This is a genomic window from Erythrobacter sp. HI0063 (genome assembly GCF_001635685.1).
Lineage (GTDB): Bacteria > Pseudomonadota > Alphaproteobacteria > Sphingomonadales > Sphingomonadaceae > Qipengyuania.
This window is the reverse complement of record NZ_LWFF01000315.1, coordinates 1-20,975: the sequence shown is the minus strand read 5'-3', so window position 1 is coordinate 20,975 and position 20,975 is coordinate 1. Positions and strand designations below refer to the sequence as shown.

The 20,975-nt window shown below is 62.4% G+C and carries 29 protein-coding genes and 1 pseudogene; 20 read left to right on the top strand and 10 right to left on the bottom strand.

The annotated features are described in order from the left end of the window. The 10 genes from A3736_RS18045 to A3736_RS11975 all read right to left on the bottom strand — a co-directional run. The coding region (locus tag A3736_RS18045) for a hypothetical protein (protein WP_233999370.1) at positions 1 to 211 on the bottom strand (211 nt) is incomplete at its 3' end. Continuing rightward, the gene (locus A3736_RS12015; RefSeq protein ID WP_067683271.1) at positions 211 to 1,560 is read right to left on the bottom strand and encodes a rhodanese-like domain-containing protein; all 1,350 of its coding nucleotides are present in this window, start codon (positions 1,558 to 1,560) and stop codon (positions 211 to 213) included. The genes A3736_RS12015 and A3736_RS18045, both read right to left, overlap by 1 nt. 43 nt (positions 1,561 to 1,603) lie before the next feature. Further along, a complete protein-coding gene (locus A3736_RS12010; protein ID WP_067683269.1) occupies positions 1,604 to 2,308 on the bottom strand; it encodes an NAD(P)-dependent oxidoreductase in 705 nt (234 codons plus the stop codon). Positions 2,309 to 2,416: 108 nt separating this feature from the next. Further along, positions 2,417 to 2,905, bottom strand: coding sequence for a DUF6692 family protein (locus tag A3736_RS12005; protein ID WP_066761563.1), 489 nt, complete (start codon positions 2,903 to 2,905; stop codon positions 2,417 to 2,419). Further along, on the bottom strand, positions 2,902 to 3,429 hold the full coding sequence (locus A3736_RS12000; RefSeq protein WP_172807445.1) for a DUF305 domain-containing protein: 528 nt from the start codon (positions 3,427 to 3,429) through the stop codon (positions 2,902 to 2,904). The genes A3736_RS12005 and A3736_RS12000 overlap by 4 nt, the downstream gene beginning before the upstream one ends. Continuing rightward, entirely contained in the window at positions 3,426 to 3,839 is a 414-nt protein-coding gene (locus A3736_RS11995; protein ID WP_054527894.1) for a potassium channel family protein, read from the bottom strand. The genes A3736_RS12000 and A3736_RS11995 overlap by 4 nt, the downstream gene beginning before the upstream one ends. Beyond that, on the bottom strand, positions 3,836 to 5,140 hold the full coding sequence (locus A3736_RS11990; RefSeq protein WP_255351377.1) for an APC family permease: 1,305 nt from the start codon (positions 5,138 to 5,140) through the stop codon (positions 3,836 to 3,838). The genes A3736_RS11995 and A3736_RS11990 overlap by 4 nt, the downstream gene beginning before the upstream one ends. A 284-nt stretch (positions 5,141 to 5,424) precedes the next feature. Further along, positions 5,425 to 5,697, bottom strand: a complete 273-nt coding sequence (locus A3736_RS11985; RefSeq protein WP_010240151.1) for a hypothetical protein — start codon at positions 5,695 to 5,697, stop codon at positions 5,425 to 5,427. Between the two features lie 211 nt (positions 5,698 to 5,908). Beyond that, positions 5,909 to 6,271: a DUF411 domain-containing protein gene (locus tag A3736_RS11980; protein WP_233999369.1), complete on the bottom strand. Its 363-nt coding sequence runs from the start codon at positions 6,269 to 6,271 to the stop codon at positions 5,909 to 5,911. Further along, entirely contained in the window at positions 6,208 to 7,056 is an 849-nt protein-coding gene (locus A3736_RS11975) for a class I SAM-dependent methyltransferase (protein ID WP_233999368.1), read from the bottom strand. Before A3736_RS11975 ends, A3736_RS11980 begins: the two co-directional genes overlap by 64 nt. A 152-nt stretch (positions 7,057 to 7,208) precedes the next feature. Here A3736_RS11975 and A3736_RS11970 point away from each other — a divergent pair, with 152 nt between their 5' ends. From A3736_RS11970 to A3736_RS11875, 20 genes and pseudogenes are all read left to right on the top strand, one after another. Further along, complete coding sequence (locus tag A3736_RS11970; RefSeq protein WP_010240156.1) at positions 7,209 to 7,505, top strand: hypothetical protein; 297 nt, start codon at positions 7,209 to 7,211, stop codon at positions 7,503 to 7,505. Positions 7,506 to 7,508: 3 nt separating this feature from the next. Then, positions 7,509 to 7,943, top strand: a complete 435-nt coding sequence (locus tag A3736_RS11965) for a Spy/CpxP family protein refolding chaperone (RefSeq protein ID WP_010240158.1) — start codon at positions 7,509 to 7,511, stop codon at positions 7,941 to 7,943. 6 nt (positions 7,944 to 7,949) lie between these two features. After that, complete coding sequence (locus tag A3736_RS11960) at positions 7,950 to 8,510, top strand: RNA polymerase sigma factor (RefSeq protein WP_029140647.1); 561 nt, start codon at positions 7,950 to 7,952, stop codon at positions 8,508 to 8,510. Positions 8,511 to 8,565: 55 nt separating this feature from the next. Continuing rightward, positions 8,566 to 10,374, top strand: coding sequence for a copper resistance system multicopper oxidase (locus tag A3736_RS11955; protein WP_054522842.1), 1,809 nt, complete (start codon positions 8,566 to 8,568; stop codon positions 10,372 to 10,374). Further along, positions 10,371 to 11,684: a copper resistance protein B gene (locus A3736_RS11950; RefSeq protein WP_067683265.1), complete on the top strand. Its 1,314-nt coding sequence runs from the start codon at positions 10,371 to 10,373 to the stop codon at positions 11,682 to 11,684. The genes A3736_RS11955 and A3736_RS11950 overlap by 4 nt, the downstream gene beginning before the upstream one ends. 24 nt (positions 11,685 to 11,708) lie before the next feature. Next, the gene (locus A3736_RS11945) at positions 11,709 to 12,227 is read left to right on the top strand and encodes a nuclear transport factor 2 family protein (protein WP_082851464.1); all 519 of its coding nucleotides are present in this window, start codon (positions 11,709 to 11,711) and stop codon (positions 12,225 to 12,227) included. Between the two features lie 27 nt (positions 12,228 to 12,254). Then, positions 12,255 to 12,986, top strand: coding sequence for a PepSY domain-containing protein (locus A3736_RS11940; protein WP_067683263.1), 732 nt, complete (start codon positions 12,255 to 12,257; stop codon positions 12,984 to 12,986). 204 nt (positions 12,987 to 13,190) lie between these two features. Continuing rightward, positions 13,191 to 13,862, top strand: a complete 672-nt coding sequence (locus A3736_RS11935; protein ID WP_054523316.1) for a DUF2231 domain-containing protein — start codon at positions 13,191 to 13,193, stop codon at positions 13,860 to 13,862. A 14-nt stretch (positions 13,863 to 13,876) separates the two neighbouring features. Continuing rightward, on the top strand, positions 13,877 to 14,284 hold the full coding sequence (locus A3736_RS11930; RefSeq protein ID WP_156502108.1) for a hypothetical protein: 408 nt from the start codon (positions 13,877 to 13,879) through the stop codon (positions 14,282 to 14,284). Positions 14,285 to 14,567: 283 nt separating this feature from the next. Beyond that, positions 14,568 to 14,921, top strand: a complete 354-nt coding sequence (locus tag A3736_RS11925) for a hypothetical protein (RefSeq protein ID WP_010240464.1) — start codon at positions 14,568 to 14,570, stop codon at positions 14,919 to 14,921. A gap of 71 nt (positions 14,922 to 14,992) precedes the next feature. Further along, entirely contained in the window at positions 14,993 to 15,262 is a 270-nt protein-coding gene (locus A3736_RS11920; RefSeq protein WP_067674521.1) for a hypothetical protein, read from the top strand. 268 nt (positions 15,263 to 15,530) lie between these two features. Beyond that, positions 15,531 to 15,917 (top strand): single-stranded DNA-binding protein, encoded by a 387-nt coding sequence (locus A3736_RS11915; protein WP_054522840.1) that lies wholly within the window; start codon positions 15,531 to 15,533, stop codon positions 15,915 to 15,917. Positions 15,918 to 16,317: 400 nt separating this feature from the next. Then, positions 16,318 to 16,539 carry a hypothetical protein gene (locus A3736_RS11910; RefSeq protein WP_067683257.1) on the top strand — a complete coding sequence of 74 codons (222 nt, stop codon included), beginning with the start codon at positions 16,318 to 16,320 and terminating at the stop codon, positions 16,537 to 16,539. 571 nt (positions 16,540 to 17,110) lie between these two features. Beyond that, on the top strand, positions 17,111 to 17,383 hold the full coding sequence (locus tag A3736_RS11905) for an AlpA family transcriptional regulator (protein ID WP_010240237.1): 273 nt from the start codon (positions 17,111 to 17,113) through the stop codon (positions 17,381 to 17,383). Positions 17,384 to 17,392: 9 nt separating this feature from the next. Further along, positions 17,393 to 18,274, top strand: coding sequence for a replication initiator protein A (locus A3736_RS11900; protein WP_067683256.1), 882 nt, complete (start codon positions 17,393 to 17,395; stop codon positions 18,272 to 18,274). Positions 18,275 to 18,417: 143 nt separating this feature from the next. After that, the gene (locus tag A3736_RS18170) at positions 18,418 to 18,963 is read left to right on the top strand and encodes a DUF2840 domain-containing protein (RefSeq protein ID WP_369815448.1); all 546 of its coding nucleotides are present in this window, start codon (positions 18,418 to 18,420) and stop codon (positions 18,961 to 18,963) included. After that, entirely contained in the window at positions 18,960 to 19,541 is a 582-nt protein-coding gene (locus A3736_RS11890) for a S26 family signal peptidase (protein WP_067683254.1), read from the top strand. The genes A3736_RS18170 and A3736_RS11890 overlap by 4 nt, the downstream gene beginning before the upstream one ends. Continuing rightward, positions 19,538 to 19,870 (top strand): DUF736 domain-containing protein, encoded by a 333-nt coding sequence (locus A3736_RS11885; RefSeq protein ID WP_067683252.1) that lies wholly within the window; start codon positions 19,538 to 19,540, stop codon positions 19,868 to 19,870. Before A3736_RS11890 ends, A3736_RS11885 begins: the two co-directional genes overlap by 4 nt. 4 nt (positions 19,871 to 19,874) lie before the next feature. Then, a complete protein-coding gene (locus A3736_RS11880) occupies positions 19,875 to 20,555 on the top strand; it encodes a lytic transglycosylase domain-containing protein (RefSeq protein WP_369815447.1) in 681 nt (226 codons plus the stop codon). A 226-nt stretch (positions 20,556 to 20,781) separates the two neighbouring features. After that, positions 20,782 to 20,975 (top strand): annotated as a pseudogene (locus A3736_RS11875) (IS110 family transposase); the annotation flags it as partial.

Genomic DNA, 20,975 nt, shown 5'->3' with positions numbered 1-20,975 from the left:
TGGAAGCTGCGCCCGCCATCATCTCCATCTCGGCGCAGGCCGGTTTGCCTGCATCGACCGCCTGAGGCAGGGCAGATGCATGCGCTGCCGACTGGACGAACAGCCCGCAGGCGATCAGTAGCAGTCCAAGGGTGCGCAAGACTCGCATAAAAAAAGCGTAAAGCTTTGAAGAGCGCAAGACAAGGACCTCGCATCGGGTGCGATGGTTCATCACGACGCGTGCTGCCAGGCACCCATCGAGCCCAGATATATATCGAGCTTGCCAAATCCTTTGCTTTGCAGCCAGCCCGCCGCCACACTCGCACGCATTCCACTGGCACACATGACGGAATAGGCGCGTTCGCGATCGAGCTCGGCGAAGCGGGAATTGAGCTCGCCCACGTAGATGTGGTCCGATCCCTCGATCGCGCCGCTGCGCCGCTCATCGAGGTCACGCACATCGAGCAAGGTCCAGTCGTCGCGCTTGCGCTCGAGACGATCCTGAACCTCGTTCGTCCCGATCATCGGAAGGCTCGCCATCTTCATTCCTTGCGCTGCAGCCGGCACGATACCGACATAGCCGCCGACGATCGAGTCGAGCCCGATCCTCACAAGGTGCGTCATGGCCGAAGCCAGCTGGTCTTCCGCCGATCCGACGAGGGCGATTGTTTCACCCTCCCTGATGAACCAGCCCGCAAACACCGAAATCATGCCGACCGGAAGGCATATCGAACCAGGCAGATGCCCGCTTGCGTATGCAAGCGGATCCCGCACGTCGACGACATGGTCGGCGTCGATTTCGCGGATGTCCGAGAGCATGAGACGTTTTGGTCGCAGGATCCGTGGCGCAGGAGATGTTCCCTCGACATTCAGACGCTCCATCAGTCTGAAATAGGGTGGCTGGTAATGATGCTCGGCGAGCTTCGCCTCGATGAATTCCTCGCGATCGGCTATCTGGAGCCGCGGATTGTTGCGACGTTCGTGGCCTATGGTCGAGAATTCCCGGTTCGCCATTCCCGAACCGCAGACCGAGCCTGCTCCATGCGCGGGGTAAATGATCGCCTGGTCACCCAGACCGCAAATCTTCTGCAGTGAATCGTACAGGAGGCCCGCGACCTCCCGCGCGCGCTCGGGATAGAAATCGGTGCGTCCGACGTCGCCAACGAAGAGCGCATCGCCGGTGAACACGCCGACCGGTCCTTCGGGAAAATCGTCGTCATGGAGGACGAAGGCGAGATGATCGTCGGTGTGACCGGGAGTTTCGAGCACCGAAATCCGCAACTTCCCGATCTCGAAAACGTCGCCCTCTCGCGCGGTGTCGGCGAAAACAATCTCGTCCGCAGGGTTTGGACCGTGCAGAACGCGGGCACCGGTCATTTTGGCCAATACCGGCGATCCCGTGATGAGATCCTCATTCCTGTGCGTTTCGAAGATATGCGTGATCTCCAGCCCTTCGGCGCGGGCACGCTCGACATAAATCTCGCAGTCCCGGCGCGGATCGATGACCGCTGCCTTGCCCTGCGAACCAATCAGATAGGAAAGGTGGGAGAGGCCGGGGGTCTTTATCTTCTCGAGCAGCATGTTTTGCCTCGTCGTTAGAGTGTTTCCGCGAGCCCGCGTCGATCTAGTCGATCCCGAATTCGGCTTTGAGCGCCGAGACGTTCTCGAAGCGGTCTGCTTCTGGCCGGGCGATAGCGGGTTTAGCGTTGACCCAGGTGTTCTCGCAGACGAATTCGAGCATGGCTGCCGCGAGGTCGGCGTGCCTGCAACGAAAGCAACCCTCGGCAAGACGCTCGTCGGTAATGACGGCTTCACCCGTATAGGGTTCGTCGAGGAGCCAGCCCGGTCGCGCAGCCGTCCATTTCAGGCCTTTCGCGCGCTCCAGAAGATCTTCCATGGCGCGCATCTGTTCGAGAATATTGTGCAAGGCTGGTCTTGCCGTGAGCTCGAACCATGCAGGAACGCTGGGTTGCGGCTCTACAAACGCCGCCGATATCACGACGATCCGGGAAATGCCGGTCGTCGACATCGCTTCCACCAGCCTGCGGGTTCCCTCCGTGTAAAGCGGAGGCGGATCGATCGTCGTGGATGGACTGAACCCTATACCGAGTGCGGAAATGACCGCACGACAACCTTCAAGCTCGCTGCTGAAGTCGTCATTGAGAACGTCGCACTGGAAATACTCGACATTGTCGACCCTGTCCGATGGTTCGGGCAGGGTGTGTTCGAACGCTCGTACCGCGATGCCCTTGCGGACCGCATGGCGCAATATTTCCGTGCCGGTCTTTCCTCCGGCACCGAAGACCGCAAGGGGGGCTGCATCGGTCACAGGCTCAGCTTCCACTGTAGCACCTCATTGTAAATTCGGCCGCGCTTGCCGGGCCGATCATGATTATGGAGCGGGCACCGACGGAAGCCGGCGCCCGCTCGCTCGTGTTCACGCTTCGCTGTTGCCGCAAGTCGTGTACCCCCAGAACCCGAACTCGTCCTTCATCCGGGGGCCGGCGACGATGAGCTCCTGCATTTGCAAGCCCGCGTCTCCTTCGTCATCGAGAATGCGCGTACGGATACGAAGCTCACCATTCGCATACTCACCCGAGGCGCTTGCCGTAACAGGGATCAGCTTGCCGTTGATCTTGATGGCCCCGCGACCGCTGTTGTCGTAGACGAATGACGGAAAAGCGACCTCGGTCAGGCGGAACTGGCACGTGTTTTCGGCTCCCAGCGCGGCGAGGTCCGCCTCGCTCATGGTCTCGGGCAGCATGAGGCCGGGGCTGAGGTTGGCAAGAGCGCTCGCAGCACTCTCTATCGGAGCTGCCGTCGCCGGAGGATCGAGCTGCGCTTCGCGATCATTGCCGACCGCGGTATTGGTGTTGCAGGCCGCCAGCGGGAGGGCTGCAAGCGTCAGAAGTGCGATCTTGTTCATTGCTGCATCTCCTCGGGCAGGCGTTCTTCGGTGCGTGGACCGTTCTCCTCGATGTCCTCGATGAGATATTTCATCTCGGCGATCTCACGCCGCTGCGCGACGATGATGGCCTGCGCAAGTTCGCGAACCCGCGGATCCTTCAGGCTCGCCCTCTCGCTGGTCATGATCGCGATCGAGTGGTGCGGGATCATCGCGGCCATGTATTCGGTGTCGTCGACCGTGGTCTGGCTGCGTACGAGCCATAGCGCGAGTGCGAATACGAGGGCTCCGACGCCCAGGATGATGAAGTTCTTGGTCCGGTCCTTGTACATGCCCCACATGAAGAGAAGCATGACCACCATCATCATCGCGCCCATGACGAACATCATCCAGAAGCGCGTCTCGCTCCAGAACACGTCGTCCATGTCGAAGCTGTTGGCGTACATCAGGAAGAACATGATCACGGTCGAGGTCGATACCATGGCCATGAATCGCCAGTAGTTGCCGCCCCCTCCCTTATCCGAGTGGGATGTGCTTTCAGTCATGCGTTTTCTCCTTCCTTCATCATGGTCCAGAACAATTGTGCCGAGCAGCTGATGAGCGCGAAGCCGGTCAAGGCTTCGACGCCGGCAATGACGCGCAGGTGCTCGGTCGGGTAGATGTCGCCGAGCCCCAGCGTGGTCACGTTGATCAGCGAGAAATAGAAATAGTCCATCGCACTCATCGCCGGCGTCTTGTCGAACCCGCCGAGGCCCAGCTCCGCGCCCAGCCAGAAACCGCCAGCGAAGAGCGTCGCGACAAGCAGGTGCGATGCCAGGACGAGAAGCGCGACCCCAAGTTTGGCGGAGAAATTTCCGGGTGCGTCGAGCATGCGATGCCCTGCGCCGAGGATCGACAGATGCACGCCGACCGAGGCCAGGAAAAGTGCAATGGCGAGAATTAGTGCGGCGATCATCGATGATCTCCATCGTCTGTGGCGGGCATTTCACGCAGCGCAGGATTCCGACGTAGATAGAACCATTCGGCTCCGAACACTGCGGCAATACCTGCGACCGCATAGGCAACGACCGCAGGGTCGGTTTTAAGCTTGGCGAGGGCAAAAGCTGTCAGGACTACGCCGTCCGCCATGAGCGCCGACCAGAGGATCCAGGCACGCGCGCCTATCTCTTCCCGCAAACCGCGCAGCACGCCCCAATGCACGAGCATGTCCATTACGAGATAGAAGAACGCTCCGAGCGAGGCGATCCGCGAAAGATCGAACAGGACCGCGAGCGTGCCGGCGACCACGACGGTATAGACCAGCATGTGACTGCGGATCGGTCCCTTCATCCCAAAATGGCTATGCGGGATCATCTTCATTTCGGTCAGCATCGTCAGCATTCGCGAAACGGCGAAAACGCTGGCGATGACACCCGAGGTCGTGGCTGCGATCGCGATTGCGACTGTGAAATAGAACCCAAGCTCTCCGAGCGCGGGGCGCGCAGCTGCCGCAAGCGAGTAATCGCGTGCTTGGGCTATTTCCGAAGTGCCGAGGCTGGCTCCGACCGCCACCGCGACCAGAAGGTAGACGACCACGCATACTGTGATCGAAATGATAATGGTTCTGCCAACATTTCGGTGCGGATCGATGATTTCGCCGCCGCTGTTGGTGATGGTGGTGAAACCCTTGAACGCGAGGATCGAGAAGGCGACCGACGCGAGCAACGCGTCGAGACCTGAAAGCGCGACTGGCTCTGAGAAGGCGCCGCCCGAAAAGCCGCTGGCCCAGATCGCCGCAATCGCGAACAGGGCGATGCCGCCGATCTTGATCGCCGACATGACGAGAGAGAAACCGCTGACCGATTTGTTGCCTGCCGCATTCACGAAATAGGCGAAGACGATGAGCGCAAGCGCTGCGACGGAAACCAGAATGCCGCTGCTCTCGAGCCCAAAGGGCCGCAAGGCATAGGTCGCGAAGGTCCGAGCGACCAGGCTTTCGTTGATGACCATCGACAGCGCCATCAGGAGCGATGCCGATGCTGCAACAACACCCGGTCCGTAGGCCTTCTGAAGAATCATCGCGATGCCGCCAGAGGAGGGCCAGCGGTTCGACATCTTGATGTAGCTGTAGGCGGCTAGGGAAGTGACCAGGGCGCCGACTATGAAAGAAAGCGGAAATAGCGGTCCAGCCAGTTCGGCAATCTGGCCGGTCAGTGCGAAAATACCAGCGCCGATCATGACGCCGGTTCCCATTGCGACACCGCCAAGCAGCGTTATCGATCCAGCACTCTTCCCATGTTGATCGTTGCCATCTGTCTGCAAGTCTTTCCCCTGTCGATGTCCTCCCGTCCGAGAAACATCACGACAAGCAGTACGTTGCGAAGCGGCTCACCCCTCAAAAAATTTTCTGGCGGGGCATGAGCCATCCTTGGGCTGGCCCCGGAATCGCGATGAGCTATCGATTTCCGGCGGCGCGCTCTTTCTTCCTGCAGCGATGCCGATGGCGGCGCGTCAAGGCACGGCAGTCCACGCTGAGTGCGCCTAATATTCAGCGCGTCAAATCAGGAAAACCGGGCCTGGAAAAACCGGTGCAGCGGGACCGCGATGAGTGCGATGTACCAGCCGTAGAGAAAACTGCCCACCGCTCCTGCGAGAAATCCCGACAGGGTCAGCCATTCGAACCATGGCAGCAACGGAGCCCAGGCTTGGTGCATGTGAAACCGCTCGGGTGCGAGGACTCCGAAGGCAATGCATAGGAGGTAGCTGACAAGCAGGAACACGCTGAGCGTCCAGCCCCATGCGAATATCGAGTTCTTGATTGATCCTTTTACCATCGCATTTCTCCCACTTCGTGCGTCCTAAAATTATGCAAACGGAAGGGTCCGGGACCGTCGGGGCAGCCGGCCCCGGACCCAGCGGGATGATCGACAGGCATCTTAGCGCCCGTCCCGGTGTCCCGGGCTTCTGTGTTATTCTCGCGCGATTGTTCTTCAACGAGACATCGCCCTTATTTCTCGCGCGGCCACTGGCGTCAGTTCCTTACAATCACCGATAAGATGCGAAGACGCTCTGTCCGGTCGGACCAAAGGCGATGACCTCATAGGGCTGGATCCGGTTTCCGGCCTCCATGCCGGGCGATCCCAGAGGCATTCCCGGAACCGCTAGACCGGCAACGCCGTCGGGCCGCTCGCGCAAAAGTCGGGCGACGGCTTCGGCGGGCACGTGACCTTCGATGATGTATCCATCGACCTCCATCGTGTGGCACGACCACAATTCTTCCGGTACGCCGCGCGCTGTCTTGATCGCCGCCATGTCGTTGCTATCGACCGATGCCACCTTCGCGTTCATCCCATCTTCAAGATGGCCTGCCCAGTTGAGACAGCATCCACATCCGGGGTCCCTAAACATCGTATAGGTCGCTGCCTGAGCCACGTTCGAACAGGCTGCCAGCACGAGCAAGGCCGCGCCGCTAACCGATCGCCGGAACAGGGCAGGCTTTTTCCAGATGATTGTGCAATTCCTTTCTTGTATCCGCGCCATAGCGAGATCGTCCCGGTCACCGTCGGGAGCCGGTGGAGCAGGCATGGCTCGGTGAAGATTTCGGCGAACAGTTTTTCGACTTCGCCGTCGGCGCTGGGCTGCGTGTCGCTAATGCCGTCAAGCGACTGGACGGTCGCCCGGAAGAGGCTCCGCATGAGTGGGCTCTCCTGCTTCATATAATCGGCGATCAAGACGGTTCCGCCTGGCACGAGCAAGCTTTCGATAATTTCCAGGATTGCCTGCTTCTTGCGCAAGGGAACTTGGTGAAGGACGAGGCTGCTGACGATCTTGTTCGGCTGCCACCCTGCGGGCAGCTCGAGGCTTTCGAGAAAGCCATTGTGCCATTTGACGAGATCGGCTCCCGCCCCAAACTTGCGCCGCGCAAGCGCGAGCGCCTCTTGGTCGGGTTCGACACCGATCAGACCCGCTTCCGGGCAATCCGTCATCAAGGCCTTGAGAAGTGTACCGGTTCCGCTGCCGACATCGATCACCCGGTCGCCGGGGACAAGGTGCAGCTCTTCGACAATCTTTTGTCGCCAGAGATGTTCGCGGGTGAACAGACCGAGCGCCCGGTCGTAAAGCGGCGTCAGAAAGCTCTTGCCAAGAAGAGGCGTGAATTCGCCGTGATCTTCAGGCGCGGTGATATTGTTCACGCGTTCGCTCCCATTCATCCCGGGTTCGACCCGATTCTGGCAGACCCGTCTCGATTACGTATGGCGGGGGACATTCCCTCAAAAAAAAGAAGTTTAAGGGATTGTGCAGGCGAGCGCGTATAGGGCACGTGGAACCCACAGGAGTTTTTCGGATGCGTGACAATCACTCTCTTGATGCGGTGCTCGGAACCCTTTCCGCCACCACCACCAGCGAGGTCCCCGCCGACTTCATGGATGGCGTTTGGCAGCGCGCCGGACAGCTTGGCGAAATCGCCGACCGACGCCGCAGGACGGCTCTGTTCGTCGGTCTGTTCGTCGTCGGGCTTGGAGCTGGCGCCGGAACGAGCGGTTGGCCCGGCGGCTATGGCACGTCTTCCGCGTCATTTGGCGAGAGTCTTATCCTCGGCGAACAGCTGTCCCCATCGGCGCTCCTCCATGTGGAGCAATAAGGTTTGAAGACGACGCATATCGTTCTCGCGGTGCTTCTCGCAGCACTTGCAGGATGCCTCGGCGCGATTGCCGCGGATCGCTGGGCCAATCACGAGGCTGGCTCCGGCCTCCACGATTTCGTGCACGACGAGCTCACCCTGACGGCCGACCAGGAGCAGCGTCTCGATGCGCTCGAGGCCCGTTTCGCGGTCGAAAGGGCACGGCTCGAAGGATCGGCGCGCGCAGCCAATGCCCGGCTCGCCCAGGCGATGGAAAGCGAGCACGAATACGGCCCCGAGGTCTCGGCCGCGATCGACGAGGTGCATGCACGCATGGGCGATCTGCAGAAGGCAACGGTGCGCCATGTCTTCGACATGCGTGCAATTCTCGAACCCGAGCAGCAACGCCAGTTCGACCGCAAGGTCTCCGACGCCCTGACCCGCGACCCGCGCGACTGAAGCGCCATGTCGGGGGCGGGCGACAATCCAGATGAGGCCCTTGTTTCGCAGGCGAGGGCTGGAAACAAGCGGGCTTTCAGCCAACTCGTCGAGTATGAAACGGGTCGGCTTCTCGCGCTCGGGACACGCATGCTTTCCTCTCCTTCTCAGGCAGAGGACGTTGTTCAGGACAGCCTCGCTTCGGTGTGGCTGACGCGCCATCGGCTCGATCCGAACAAGCCGATCGGACCCTATCTGACAACCGTCGTCCTCAACCGCTGCCGGGACCGTTTGCGCAGGCGCAAGGTCGCGGGCTTTTTCGGACTGTCGGGTGATGACGAACTCCATTCCATCGCCGACGATTTGCCGGGTCCTGAAGCGTTGGCCGTTTCCAGGGAAGAGCTCAATCTCGTTCAGGCCGAGATCGCGCGAATGCCTGTAAGGCTGCGCGAAGCGCTTGTGCTCGTGACCATCGAGGGGCGTAGCCAGGCCGAGGCGGCCGATCTTCTCGGAACGACCGAAAAGGCGATCGAAACCCGCGTATATCGCGCGCGCAACAGGCTGAAGGAGCGCTTCGAAAAACTTTGAGGGGTTGGCTGGGCGCGCGCGTAAGTAACGGTAAACGCCAAGTCAGGAGCCCTTTATGATCGCCGTCAATCGACGCAAGTTTCTCGGAGCCGGAGCAGGAGGAATGGGTCTGCTCGGCCTTGCCGGGGCGATGCCTGCCTGGGCACGGGGCGCGGACATCCTCGCAGGTAACGCCCGCAAGGGGCTGGACGAGATATCCGGCCCCAATATCGACCTCACCGTTGCCCGATCGGCCTTCGCGACCGGCAACAGGCGCGGCGGCGCGATCGCCGTCAATGGCACGATCCCCGGTCCGCTGTTGCGATTGCAGGAAGGCACGACCGTCCGGCTCAATGTCCATAACCAGCTCGAGGAAGATACCTCGATCCACTGGCACGGTCTGCTCGTGCCGTTTCAGCTCGATGGAGTGCCTGGCGTGAGCTTTCCCGGCGTCAAACCGGGAGAGACCTTCACCGCCGAATTTCCGGTTCGCCAGTCGGGTACCTACTGGTGGCACTCGCATAGCGGCCTGCAGGAACAGGCCGGGCATTACGGCGCGATCGTGGTCGACCCCGCCGGACCCGATCCGGTCCAGGCCGACCGCGAATATATCGTGGTGCTGAGCGAATTCAGCGAAATGTCGCCCCACACGATTTTCGACAAGCTCAAGAAGGGCGAAGGCTACTTCAACTACAACCAGAACACCTGGACCGACGATTACCCGCTTTCGGGCGAGGATCGCCGGATGTGGGCGAAAATGCGCATGATGCCGACGGACATCCTCGACGTGTCGAGCGCGGCTTATACCTATCTTCTGAACGGCCATGGCCCGCTCGACAATCTGGAATACCTCTTCCGCCCGGGCGAACGCGTGCGGCTGCGCTTCATCAATGCCGGCGCCATGACCTTCTTCAATATTCGCATTCCCGGCCTGCCGATGACCATCGTTCAGGCGGACGGGCAGAACGTCGAGCCGGTGGAGGTCGACGAGTTCCAGATCGGTGTGGCCGAGACATACGACGTCGTCGTGACGCCGGGCGCGCAACAAGCCTACACGCTGGTCGCGGAGTCGATGGACCGCTCGGGCATGGGTATTGCCACACTCGCGAGCGCACCCGGCGCGCGCGCCGCCATTCCGCCGCTGCGCGATCCGCCGCTTCTGACCATGGCCGACATGGGCATGAGCGGCATGGACCACGGCTCGTCTGGCGATGCCGGCATGTCGGGCATGGACCACGGAAGTGGCGGCGACATGGCGGGGATGGATCATGGTTCGTCCGGCCAATCCGAGATGGCAGGCATGGCCGGCATGTCGGGGATGCAGATGCGCGACACGTCGCTTCTGCCGCCCGATGTGAAGGTCGGGCCCGGTCTCGACATGGTCTCGATGAACCCGGTCGACCGCATGGGCGATCCCGGCATCGGTCTCGCCGATGTGCCGCATCGTACGCTCGACTATCGCAAGCTGCGCGCTCTGACTCCACACCGCGAGGGCCGCACGCCGTCCCGGCGAATGGAAATTCATCTGACCGGCAATATGGAGCGCTACATGTGGTCGTTCGACGGCAAGAAGTTCTCCGCCGTCTCAGACGAGCCGATCCGTTTCGCCTATAACGAGCGCGTGCGCGTGAAGCTCGTCAACGACACGATGATGGCGCACCCCATTCACTTGCACGGTCATTTCTTCGAGCTGGTCAATGGCGCGCCGGCCGATCGTCAACCGCTCAAGCACACGGTCATCCTGCAGCCGGGTGGCAGCGCGCAGTTCGACCTGACGGCGGACGAGCCGGGCGACTGGGCCTTCCACTGTCACCTTCTCTACCACATGCATGCCGGGATGTTTCAGATCGTCACGGTCGCCAATCCCGACGGGAGCGAAGCATGAAAATTCGTATTGCCAGCCTGCTCGCATCGGTCGCAGCCGGCTCAGTTCTCGCCTCCCCCGCGGCGGCACAGCATGCCGGTCATTCGCCGACGGAACCGCAGCAAAGCGCCGAGGCGCAGTCTGACGCGAAGACGAAGTGCGAACTAGAAGCCGAGCGCCATCGCGCAATGGGGCATCCCGTAGCAGATGGAGCATGCGAACCGGCTGCTCAGCCTGAAGCCGCCATGGACCGCTCCGAGATGGATCATTCAACCATGGATCATGGTTCGATGACCGCTCGGGACGGTCATTCTGGCATGACAATGCCGATGGACGCTGCCCGTCCACAGGCATCGCCCGAAAGTCATGACGGAATGGATCACGGCTCTATGCCGCAGGGCAAGCCTGCCGAAGGCGCGATGGATCATTCGCAGATGAATCACGGCGAGATGGGACAGGCGGAAGCCAGTTCGTCGATGGACCATGGGCAGATGGATCACAGCCAGATGAGCCATGGGGAGACGCCTTCGCAGGACATGCAGGGCATGGACCATTCGGCGATGCAGATGGGCGCGGACGATGATATCCCGCTGCTGCCGCCTCCTCCAGAAGCCGGGAGCGGCCCCGCGCGCGCGGCGGTCGCCATCTGGGGCGAGGAAGCCATGAACGAAGCGCGCCGCGAGCTTGTCCGCGAGACCGACGGAGGAATGCGCTTCTGGTTTCAGGGCGATCGGCTCGAATACCGCGCCCGCGAGGGGAAGGATGGATATCTGTGGGACATCCAGGGCTATTATGGCGGCGACATCGACAAATTCTGGTTCAAGTCAGAGGGGGAGGGCAGCTTCGGCGAACCCATAGAAGGTGCCGAGGTTCAGGCGCTCTGGAGCCGCGCCATTGCGCCCTTCTTCGATTTCCAGGCGGGTGTTCGCCAGGACCTCACCGGTCCGGAGCGCACCCATGCGGTGATCGGCATACAGGGCCTCATGCCGTACCGTTTCGAGGTCGATGCTGCGGCCTTCGTGTCCACCAAGGGCGATGTGACCGCGCGGATCGAGGGCGAACTCGACCAGCGCATCACGCAGCGGTTGATCCTCCAGCCCAGAGCCGAACTCGCGCTTTCTGCGCAGGACATTCCCGAGCTGGGCATCGGTGCCGGTCTTGATCGGATCGAGGCGGGCCTGCGTCTACGCTACGAGTTCGCGCGCGAATTCGCACCCTATGTCGGCGTTTCGCAGGAATGGCGCATCGGCGACAGCGCGGATTTTGCGCGGGCCGCCGGAGAGGATCCGAGCGTCACCAATTATGTCGTCGGTGTGCGATTCTGGTTCTGAAATTTCAAAAAGGATAGAACTTCCATGACCAAGACTTTGACACGCATCGCGGCGACTGCGCTTGTTGCCACGCTGATACCGCTGCCAGCCTTCGCCCAGCAGATGGACCACTCTTCCCATGCGAACCATCAGATGCACGCGATGGACGCTTCGGCGGACGATGTCGCGGGCGCTGAAGAAACCCTCAAGGCCTATCGCACCGCTCTTGAAGCGCGCGACGCGCAGGCAATGCGCGCGCTCTTCACCGAGGACTCGGCCATCTTCGAGAATGGCAAGGCCGAAGGAAGTTTCGCGAATTACATGGAGCATCATCTCGGACCCGAGCTCGACGCGATCGTGAGCTTCACCTTTACCGACCCCACGCTGACCGTCACCCGGATGGGGCACATGGCCCATGCCTATGAGACGTATGGATATCGTATCGAACTTACCGATGGCCGGGTGATCGAGCGCGACGGCGTGGCGACATCGGTGCTTGCTCACGATGCGGACGGGTGGAGAATCGTCCAGTACCATTCCTCGTCGCGCGCGCCGCGCAACTGATTACGGCTTTCGAAGAGGTAGCACCGGTTGGCAACGCCGTCGCTGAAGCTGCGCTTGCATGTGCTCGGCAGCAAGATCCACAAATGGCTGGCGATTTTCGTCGGTGTCCAGGTCCTCTTGTGGATGGGAACCGGCGCCCTCATGTCGTTTCTCGACCTGGAAGAAGTTCGCTCCGAACATGTCGTTTCGCGTGAACGAGAGGCGCTACCCGCCGACGCCCCGCTCCCGGCCTGGGTCGCAAGCGACGGTACTCTTGCAGCGGTAGCGACACGTTCGCTCGACGGCGATGCCGTGACCGAGGTCCGAAAGGTCGACGGTAGCGTGAGCCTCCACGATCCGGTGACAGGGCGGAAACTCTCCCCCATCTCTGCTGCGACGGCAAGATCCATCGCGTTGCGCGCATGGACCGGACCGCGCACGACGATCGAAGGCGCGCGGCTCGTTCACGAACCGGTGGGAACCGAGTTTCGCGGACCATTTCCGGCCTGGCAGGTCACCTATGCTGACGAGGCTTCGACGCGCATCTACATCGATGCCGCCAGCGGCACGCTCGGGGCGGCGCGCAGCGATACATGGCGCCTGTTCGATTTCATCTGGGGCCTCCACATCATGGACTGGACCGAGCGCGACCGCATCAACAGTTGGTGGCTGCTGCTGTTCGGCATTGGCGGCACGATCATAGCCCTGTCGGGTTTCGTCCTGCTGGCGAACCGGATGCCGAGGCTGCGTCGTCGCACAAAGAAGAGCAAGCTCGCCTGAGCCCATGGGGCTTATTCGCGTGGGCGCACTGGGCCAGGAGCCGAATGCGTTCGACGATCGCGATCGAGTCGTCAGCAGACGTGATACGGCGGACGCACATCTGTCGCACCAATACCATCAAATTAATGTGAGGGGCACGCGGCTGCCGTGCGTATCAGGCACATAGGTCGCACTGCAACTGCCGGGCCGGGAGACATACGAGACATGAAAGCCCCCTCATTCTTGGCGCTGCTCGCCGCAAGCCTGCTCTTCGTCGGACCCGTTCAGGCTCATGGCGACGAAAAGCACGGCGAACAGGCGAGCGCCGCGCCTGCTGCCACCAATGGCGATGCGCACGACCAGGCGGCCATGGCGCAGATGGGCGAGACTGCCGATGCTGGCGAGTCGTCCGGCGCGCACGACGAAGCGGGCGGAGGCCATGACGAGGCCGGTGGCCATGCGGATGTGGGCGAGGCCGGACTCATGGCCGTAATGAAGAAGCTGCATCCGGCAACGATCCATTTCCCGATCGCCTTGTTTCTCATGGCTGCGGCCACCGAATTGTTCGTGATGCGCCGGAAAGGAGCGGGCCTGGAAAGTGCGGTGCGCGTGCTTGTCTACGGCGGAGCCATCGGCGCGGTGGTCGCAGTCCTGTTCGGATGGATTCACACCGGGCTGTGGTTCGGCGGCGACACTGTCATGCAGGTGCATCGATGGAACGGTATGCTGATCGCGGTTCTCGGTATTGCGATGGCGTATCTCGCGAGCAGGCCGAGCCAGAGCCGTGCATGGTTGCGCGCCTCGATCTTCTCCATGGCGGCACTCGTTCTCATCCAGGGCTTCCTTGGCGGCGAGCTCGCGCATGGACCGAACCACCTCGGTATTTCCTGGCTCTGAAGGAGTTGAAAAGCATGCGTACTTCCAGATTGAATGTAGCGATCGGGTTTCTCGCGATCGCGCCCTTGATGTCCGCTCTTGCTGCTTGCGACGAGGCGCAGGAGAGCACACCGATCACCGAGGTTTCGCCTATGGGCGAAGCTGCGGTGGTGGCTGGCACGGCACCCGAGCCGGGCCTCGCCGATCCGGCAGCCTCTCCCTCCGAAGATGAGGCAGCGACTGCGCGGCAGGACGCTCTTTCGACAAATGGCGCCGCGCCGACCGCCTCACGGCCTGCTGCCTCTCCCGCATCACGCGCAACTGCCAAACCCGCAGCGCCAGCAGCGGGCACACAACCCGCGAGCGAAGCGACCCAACCCGCCGATCCCCATGCGGGCCATGACATGTCCTCGATGGCCGATCACGACATGGAAGGCATGTGATCGGACGCGTTTCCCGGTGACACAGTTATTCAGGAGAGACCCTCGGCAAGAAATCGCAACGAACAACGCAAGATCAGGAAAGGACGGCCCCGCCTCCCCCCGAAGCCCTGCGGGTCGCAGGTGCCCCCAAGGGGTCGTTCAGGAACCCCGCGTGAAGACCAACCCGCGCGGGGTTCCGTTTGCCCGGCTTCGCTGTCGCCGTGCCAGGCGCATCCCGGTAGGGCTTTGTGCTATGTGAGCAGCGTGCAGACGATCGCCTCGTTGGTTATGAAAGGAACCGCATATGTCGGAAACGGGAAAAGCCGGGGCGCTGTCGCGCTGGGAAGACGAAGGCGGGGCATTGCCCTGCGGGCCGCAGGAAGCGCTCGCTGCCGATTGCGAGAAATGGGATATTCCGCCACTTTCCGATGCCGAGATCATCCAATTGCGCATCAGGGTGATCGCCCTTGAGAACATGGTGCTCGGCCTTCTGTCGAAGGCCAGCGCCGATCAGCTTGCAGCAATCGAAGAAATCGCGGAATTCATATCCCCGCGTGCCGATGCGAAGCCGCATCCGCTTACCCTGCATGCCGCCACCCAGATGGAGCACTTCGTCGAGCGCGCCCGGCGGCTTCGCGAGCAACCCACCGCTGATTGAGCGACGCATGACCGGGCCACGAATGCTGGCCTTCCTCGCCGCGGCCCGACCGATGATCCGAAAAGAGTGCGATGGACCTTGATACGCTTCTCATCCGCTATTTTGGCACTGCCGATCCTGGAGCGACTGGCGCAGAAACCTTGGCCTCGGGGATCGAGCGATGCCAGGTCGATCTCGGTCTGGAGCAGGACCGGGGAAAACGCTTTGCCCTGTGGGCCATGCTCTACCTGCTCGGGTCTGCCCCCGACCTCGACGTGGCCTTCGAGAACGAGGAAGACCGGGAAGCAGCCCGCAACTTCATGGATCTCCTGGCGGCGTCGGAAGGCAATGAGGTAAGCTGATTGCAGCAGGGTCCTGGCACCTTCAGACCCGCACCCGATATCCATCCGGCTTTCTTCGCGAACAGTCCTGAACCAGGTCAGCTGAGGAGCCGCAACCCGTTCCTTTCCGGCCGTGTTGGCGGCTTCGCCGCCTGCCCGCACCACCCGTCATGAACAGGTTTCCCTTCGGCCCTTCAGGCCTGCGGTGCAGTCCTCCCATGCCCTGCTTCTTCTGGATGTTCGCAAGCCGGAGATGGTCTCCGGTTTGAGGAACTGAAGGAATTTCATCATGACCAATATCGCAATCCTCACCGGCCGCATCGCCCGCGATCCCGACACCCGCGAGACCAAGGGCGGCACCAGCGTCACCGGGATCACCGTCGTCACCGATCGTCCTGCACGCGACAAGGACGGCAAGACCTACAAGGACGAGAACGGCTACACCGCCAAGGACAGCGAATTCCACCGTGTGACCTGCTTCAACGGCCTTGCCAAGACCGTCGGTCAGTACTGCTCGAAAGGCCAGCTGGTCTCGGTCCAGGGCCGCATCCACTACACGCAGTGGGAAGACCAGGACGGTGTGACGCGGTATGGCTCGGAGATCCTTGCCGACAAGGTCGATTTCCTCTCGCGGGCCAATGGCGGCGACAACCAGGACGCCCCTCCGATCGACTGATCCGGCGCCATCGAACCAGCCAAAGGAGGCTCTGCCGGAAACGGCAGGGCCTCTTTCGCTGTTCACCCTTCCTTTCGCTCGGTCTTTTCTCCGGGGAATAGCCAGGCGCTGCCCGGAGGGCCCGACCCATTATGGCAGCGATCATCTGAAACGGTCGTTTGAGGTGGACTGGATTGGCCTGGCTTACCGCATTTCCAGCATGATGGTCCCGCGCCGCCCGCATCAAGGACGGCAGGGGCCCCACCATTTTGTCCGCCGCCGGATTGCATCCGGCACCGGACAAAACCGTTTCCCCCTGCGCCGCTTCGCGGTCGCCCTGTCAGGCGATCCTGTGACCCGGTCTGCCCGGGCCCATCGGCCAACCTCCTGTCGTCTCGCGACAGATTTCAGGAGGATTATCATGACCTATTTCACGAAATGCACACTGCCCTCGCGCAACTATTTCGAGGCTCTGGAAACAGCCGAGCAACGGGCGTTGCACAGCTTCTTCGACCAGCATGTCATCGAGGATGACGAGATCGGATATCGCGCGGTCGACGAAGGCGACTACAACGCGCTGCCCCCGCATCTTGCGATCCGGGTCGTTCATACCGTCCATGGCGGAATGCTCGACGAGTTCTGAGGCATTCGGCAGGGCAGGGACCAGCAGCGGTTCCTGCCCTTTTGCGTGTGTCGCGGCGGCTGGGCTTCAGGTTCGAGTTTCGATCCAGCAGCAATCGGCGGTTCTCCAAACATCGGCTTGGCCAACTGGCGATCGGGATAAATGGAGCGGGGCTGGGGACGCACTCTGTCCCGCGCATCTGGCGATACGCTCCTGAGGGTGCGGCGTTACGTGTTTTGGGGCCCCGCATGCACTTGCGACCCGGCAGCGGGTCGGGCGAGCGGGAAGCTACGGCCGCGACAGGCCCCGCTTGCCTTGCTTCCCACAGGCCCTTGGCCACTGCCTCTCTCGCAGGTGCGGTTCATTGCTCTGAGCCTTCGGCATTGCAGCCGAAAGCCTGCCGGGCGGCGCAATAGCGTCGGGCCCTGCACGGATGCCGCCCTTCCTCGATCCTGCCGAGTTCATGATCGGTAGGGGCGACAAGTCCGAACGCAGCATCGTGTCGCTCTCCCCATTGCCAGGGCATGCGCCATCACCCTCCGCAATCAGCGGCAGTTAGCCGCAGCCACCCGAGCCTCTTGGAGCTAACCCCATGCCCGCCGTTCCCGATCCGGTCCGTCCCCGCTACCTGCGCACCCCAGATGCCGCGGTGCATCTGGGGCTTTCGCCGCGCACGCTCGAAAAGCACCGATGCTATGGAACAGGGCCGGTCTACCACAAGCTCGGCGGCCGCATCGTTTACCGGCCCGAAGATCTCGACGCCTGGGCCGAGCAGGGCTTGCGCCGTTCCACCAGCGATCCGGGCAAGGGCGTCGTTCATCCTGCCAAGCGGATCGACGGCTACACCGGTCCGGTCCGGCGCTGAAGCGGCACCATGCGCTCCTTGAAGACATCGGACGGCGGGGCCGGACAGCTCGACCTGTTCGTCGGCGCGGGCAGCGACATCGCCGCGCGCGATGCGCAGGATCTGATGGCCTGGCCTTTCTTCAGCCTCGCCAAGACGAAGCGCGTGAAGCCGATCGACTTTCGCATGGGCGAGGTCGCCATTCTGGTCGAAGCGACCGCCGAACATGGCATGGCCACCATCTGGGACGCCGATGTGCTGATCTGGGTAGCGAGCCAGATCGTCGAGGCGCGCGATGCCGGCAAAGCCACCTCGCGCCTTATCGCGGCGACGCCCCATGAAATCCTTACCTTCACCCGGCGCGGAACCGGAAAGGCTGGCTACGAGCGCCTGAAGGCGGCGCTCGACCGCTTGCAGTCGACCAGCATTGCCACCTCCATCCGGCAGGCCGGGGCGCGACGCCGCCGACGATTTTCCTGGATCAACGAATGGCGCGAGCGGCTCGACGACAACGGGCGCGCGCTCGGCATCGAAATGATCGTGCCGGACTGGCTCTACGAGGGCGTGCTCGATCGTGCGCTCGTCCTGACCATCGACCCGGCCTATTTCGCGCTTACCGGCGGTCTCGAGCGCTGGCTCTATCGCATCGTACGCAAGCATGGCGGGAAGCAGAAGGGCGGGTGGAGTTTCGACATTTCGCACCTGCATGCAAAGTCGGGTGCGCTCTCGCCATTGAAGCGCTTCGCTTTCGAAGTGCGGGCCATCGTCCGCCGCCAGTCCCTCCCGGGCTACAATCTCGCTCTTGAACACCAGTTCGGCCGCGAGCGGCTCCTGTTCGTGGCAGCGCCTGTCGATCCCTTCGCGACTGCGCGGCGGCGCGTCGGGCTGCCCCCTGTGGAAAAGGGCGTGTGATGTTCGGACTATCGGGAACCGTGATGTTCGGACGATCGGGAACCCCATTCCCGGACTATCGGGAACCGGGAGCCTGCGCGACTCGCCGGAAATGTAGCGCTCGCGAAGCCCTTAACAATGCTAACAAGGAATCTTGCAGATTCCTGCTAACACAGCCACGCCTGTGCAAAAGCGCAGCGCGCGCTTCGCTTCCGCCTCCGGAACCGGTCGAGGCAGGTTCCGGTGATCCGCCACTTACGCATGTCACGCTGGTGTGGCGCGGCGGCGTGCAGGAAGACTGGCTTCGGTTCGGCAAGCCCGTTGCAGAGCGCATCCTCGATCGCCGGACGCGTATCGAAAGCTATGCTCCGGGACAGGTCTTTGCCTTGGTTCGGTGGGCTTCGAACGACTACGGGACCGTTGGCTCCACACTCACGGTCGCCCAAGCCGCCGGTTTCGGCGAGCCGTTCACCACTCTGCCGCAGGTCGATCCTGGCGCGCAAATCCTGCTCTCGGTGCGAAGCTGGCCAAAGGTTCGCCAGGTCTTTGCGCTGATCGATGCGATCGAGGACGTTGGCATCGATCCCTGCGATGTAGCTCCCGACCACTGGCATCATGTCCACAACAGGCTGGCAGGGGGCATGCAAGTACGTTCCTATTCCCCTGCGCGCCATCGCGACTGGCTGCGGCGGCGAAAGCTGCAATCATGAGGCGGCGCACCGCCTTTCTGGCAGGCATGGTCGCGGCAGCGACACTGGCCAGCATCGCAATCCCGCTCTCGCGACTTTTGGTCTGGAACGTGACGGCCAGCGTGCCGGTTGGACTGTACTCAATCGGCGGAAAGACCGGTCTCCAGAGGGGCGACCGCGTCGCGATCGATCCTGCTTTCAGGCTGCAGAAATACCTCGCCTCGCGCGGCTATCTTCCTGCGGGCGTTCCGCTCATCAAGGAGGTTGCGGCGCTTGGCGGGGATACGGTCTGCCGGCGCGACCTGCTCATCGAGATCAATGGGACACCTGCGGGCTCGGCGCGTCGGCGCGACAGCCTTGGACGCGAACTGCCCGTCTGGAAAGGATGCCGGACTATCGCTGCGGATGAACTGTTCGTGATGAACAGGCGCGCCCCCGGCAGCTTTGACGGGCGTTATTTCGGCCCGGTCGCACGCGCCGATGTCATCGGGCGCGCGCGGCCCGTCTGGACCGATGAAGCGGGCGACGGGGACTATGTCCTGCTCGCCTCGCCCGCCGACTTTCCCATTCCCAACGTAAATGATGGAGACGCACAATGACCTGTATCGGCACTTTTGCAGCCACACCCGACGGCTTTGAAGGGCGGCTGCAAACCCTGACCATCGACGCACCGCTGACCCTGGTGGCCGCCGACCCCGGCGACACCGAGAACGCCCCTGACTATCGCATCATGGCGGGCAACGGCGAGGAAACCTACGAAGTGGGCGCAGGCTGGAAACATGTCGGCGACAAGGCAGGCGATTTCGTCACGCTCGTCATCGACGATCCGGTATTGCCGCGGCCCCTGCGCGCCAATCTGTTCAGTTCTGACGACCAGAGCCATGTCCTGATATGGTCGCGCGGCGCGCGCCGCCCGGCAAAGGACTGATTCCGTGCTCCGCCCGCATCTTCTGCCGGGGATCCTGGCCGCCATGCTGGCGGCGAATCCGGCGCAGGCTTTTGCGCAATCGGAGCAGTTTGTCCGAGCTTCGCAGAGCGTCGAGATTGCCGCGCATGTCAGCGAAGCATCGCAGCAATTCGGCATTCCCGAGCACTGGATCTACGCGGTGATCCGCGCCGAAAGTGCGGGCCGGGTGCGGGCGGTTTCCAGAGCAGGAGCGATGGGTCTCATGCAGCTCATGCCCGGAACCTGGTCGCGGCAGCGCGCCCGGTTCTCCCTCGGGCAAGACCCGTTCGACCCGCGCGACAACGTTCTGGCCGGCACGTCTTACCTGCGCGAAATGTACGATCGCTACGGCGCGCAAGGCTTCCTCGCTGCATACAATGCAGGTCCGGGACGCTACGAAGACTGGCTTGCCGGACGGCGTTCGCTGCCACACGAAACGCGCCGCTATGTCGCCCGGATTGCGCCGCTGTTGCAGTCCGAGCGCATGTTTGCGGCGGCGCCTCTACAAGCCAGGAATGTTCCGGCTGGCGCCTTGCAGCCTCCCGGCGCAGCGCGAAAAGAGTTGGACGAGGTGGCTATGCCCGGCCCCGCGGCGAACCCCTTCGCGCGACCGGAACAAGCCGCGCACGATCTATTCGCGCCCGTCTCGACGGCTTCCTCCCAATGAAAGCGAGCCTCGCACCTTCGCGCAGCCATGCGTTCCCTGGCGAAAGCGGGCGAAGGACGGGAGGCTTGCGCACCAAAGGAAGGGAGGGATTGCCGCTGTATTTGGCGAGGACTTGGCGGCGCGCACGAAGGGTGCGCCACCTTCGTTCGCTGGTGATCTTGCTTGCACCTCTCCCGCGCTCGGCGCTTCCTCCGCTCCGGTTCAACGCAAGCGAAGGAGTCGGATGATGGAGTACTTTGCAGGCCTCGATGTATCGATCGAGGAGACCGCGATCTGCGTGGTGGGCGATGACGGCAAGGTGGTGCTGGAGACCGAGGTCCCGACCGAGCCGCAGTTGATCGCCGATGCGCTAGAGCGCTTTGCCGGGCGTCTGCGCCGGGTCGGCCATGAGGCGGGATCGATCTCGCCGTGGCTGCATGC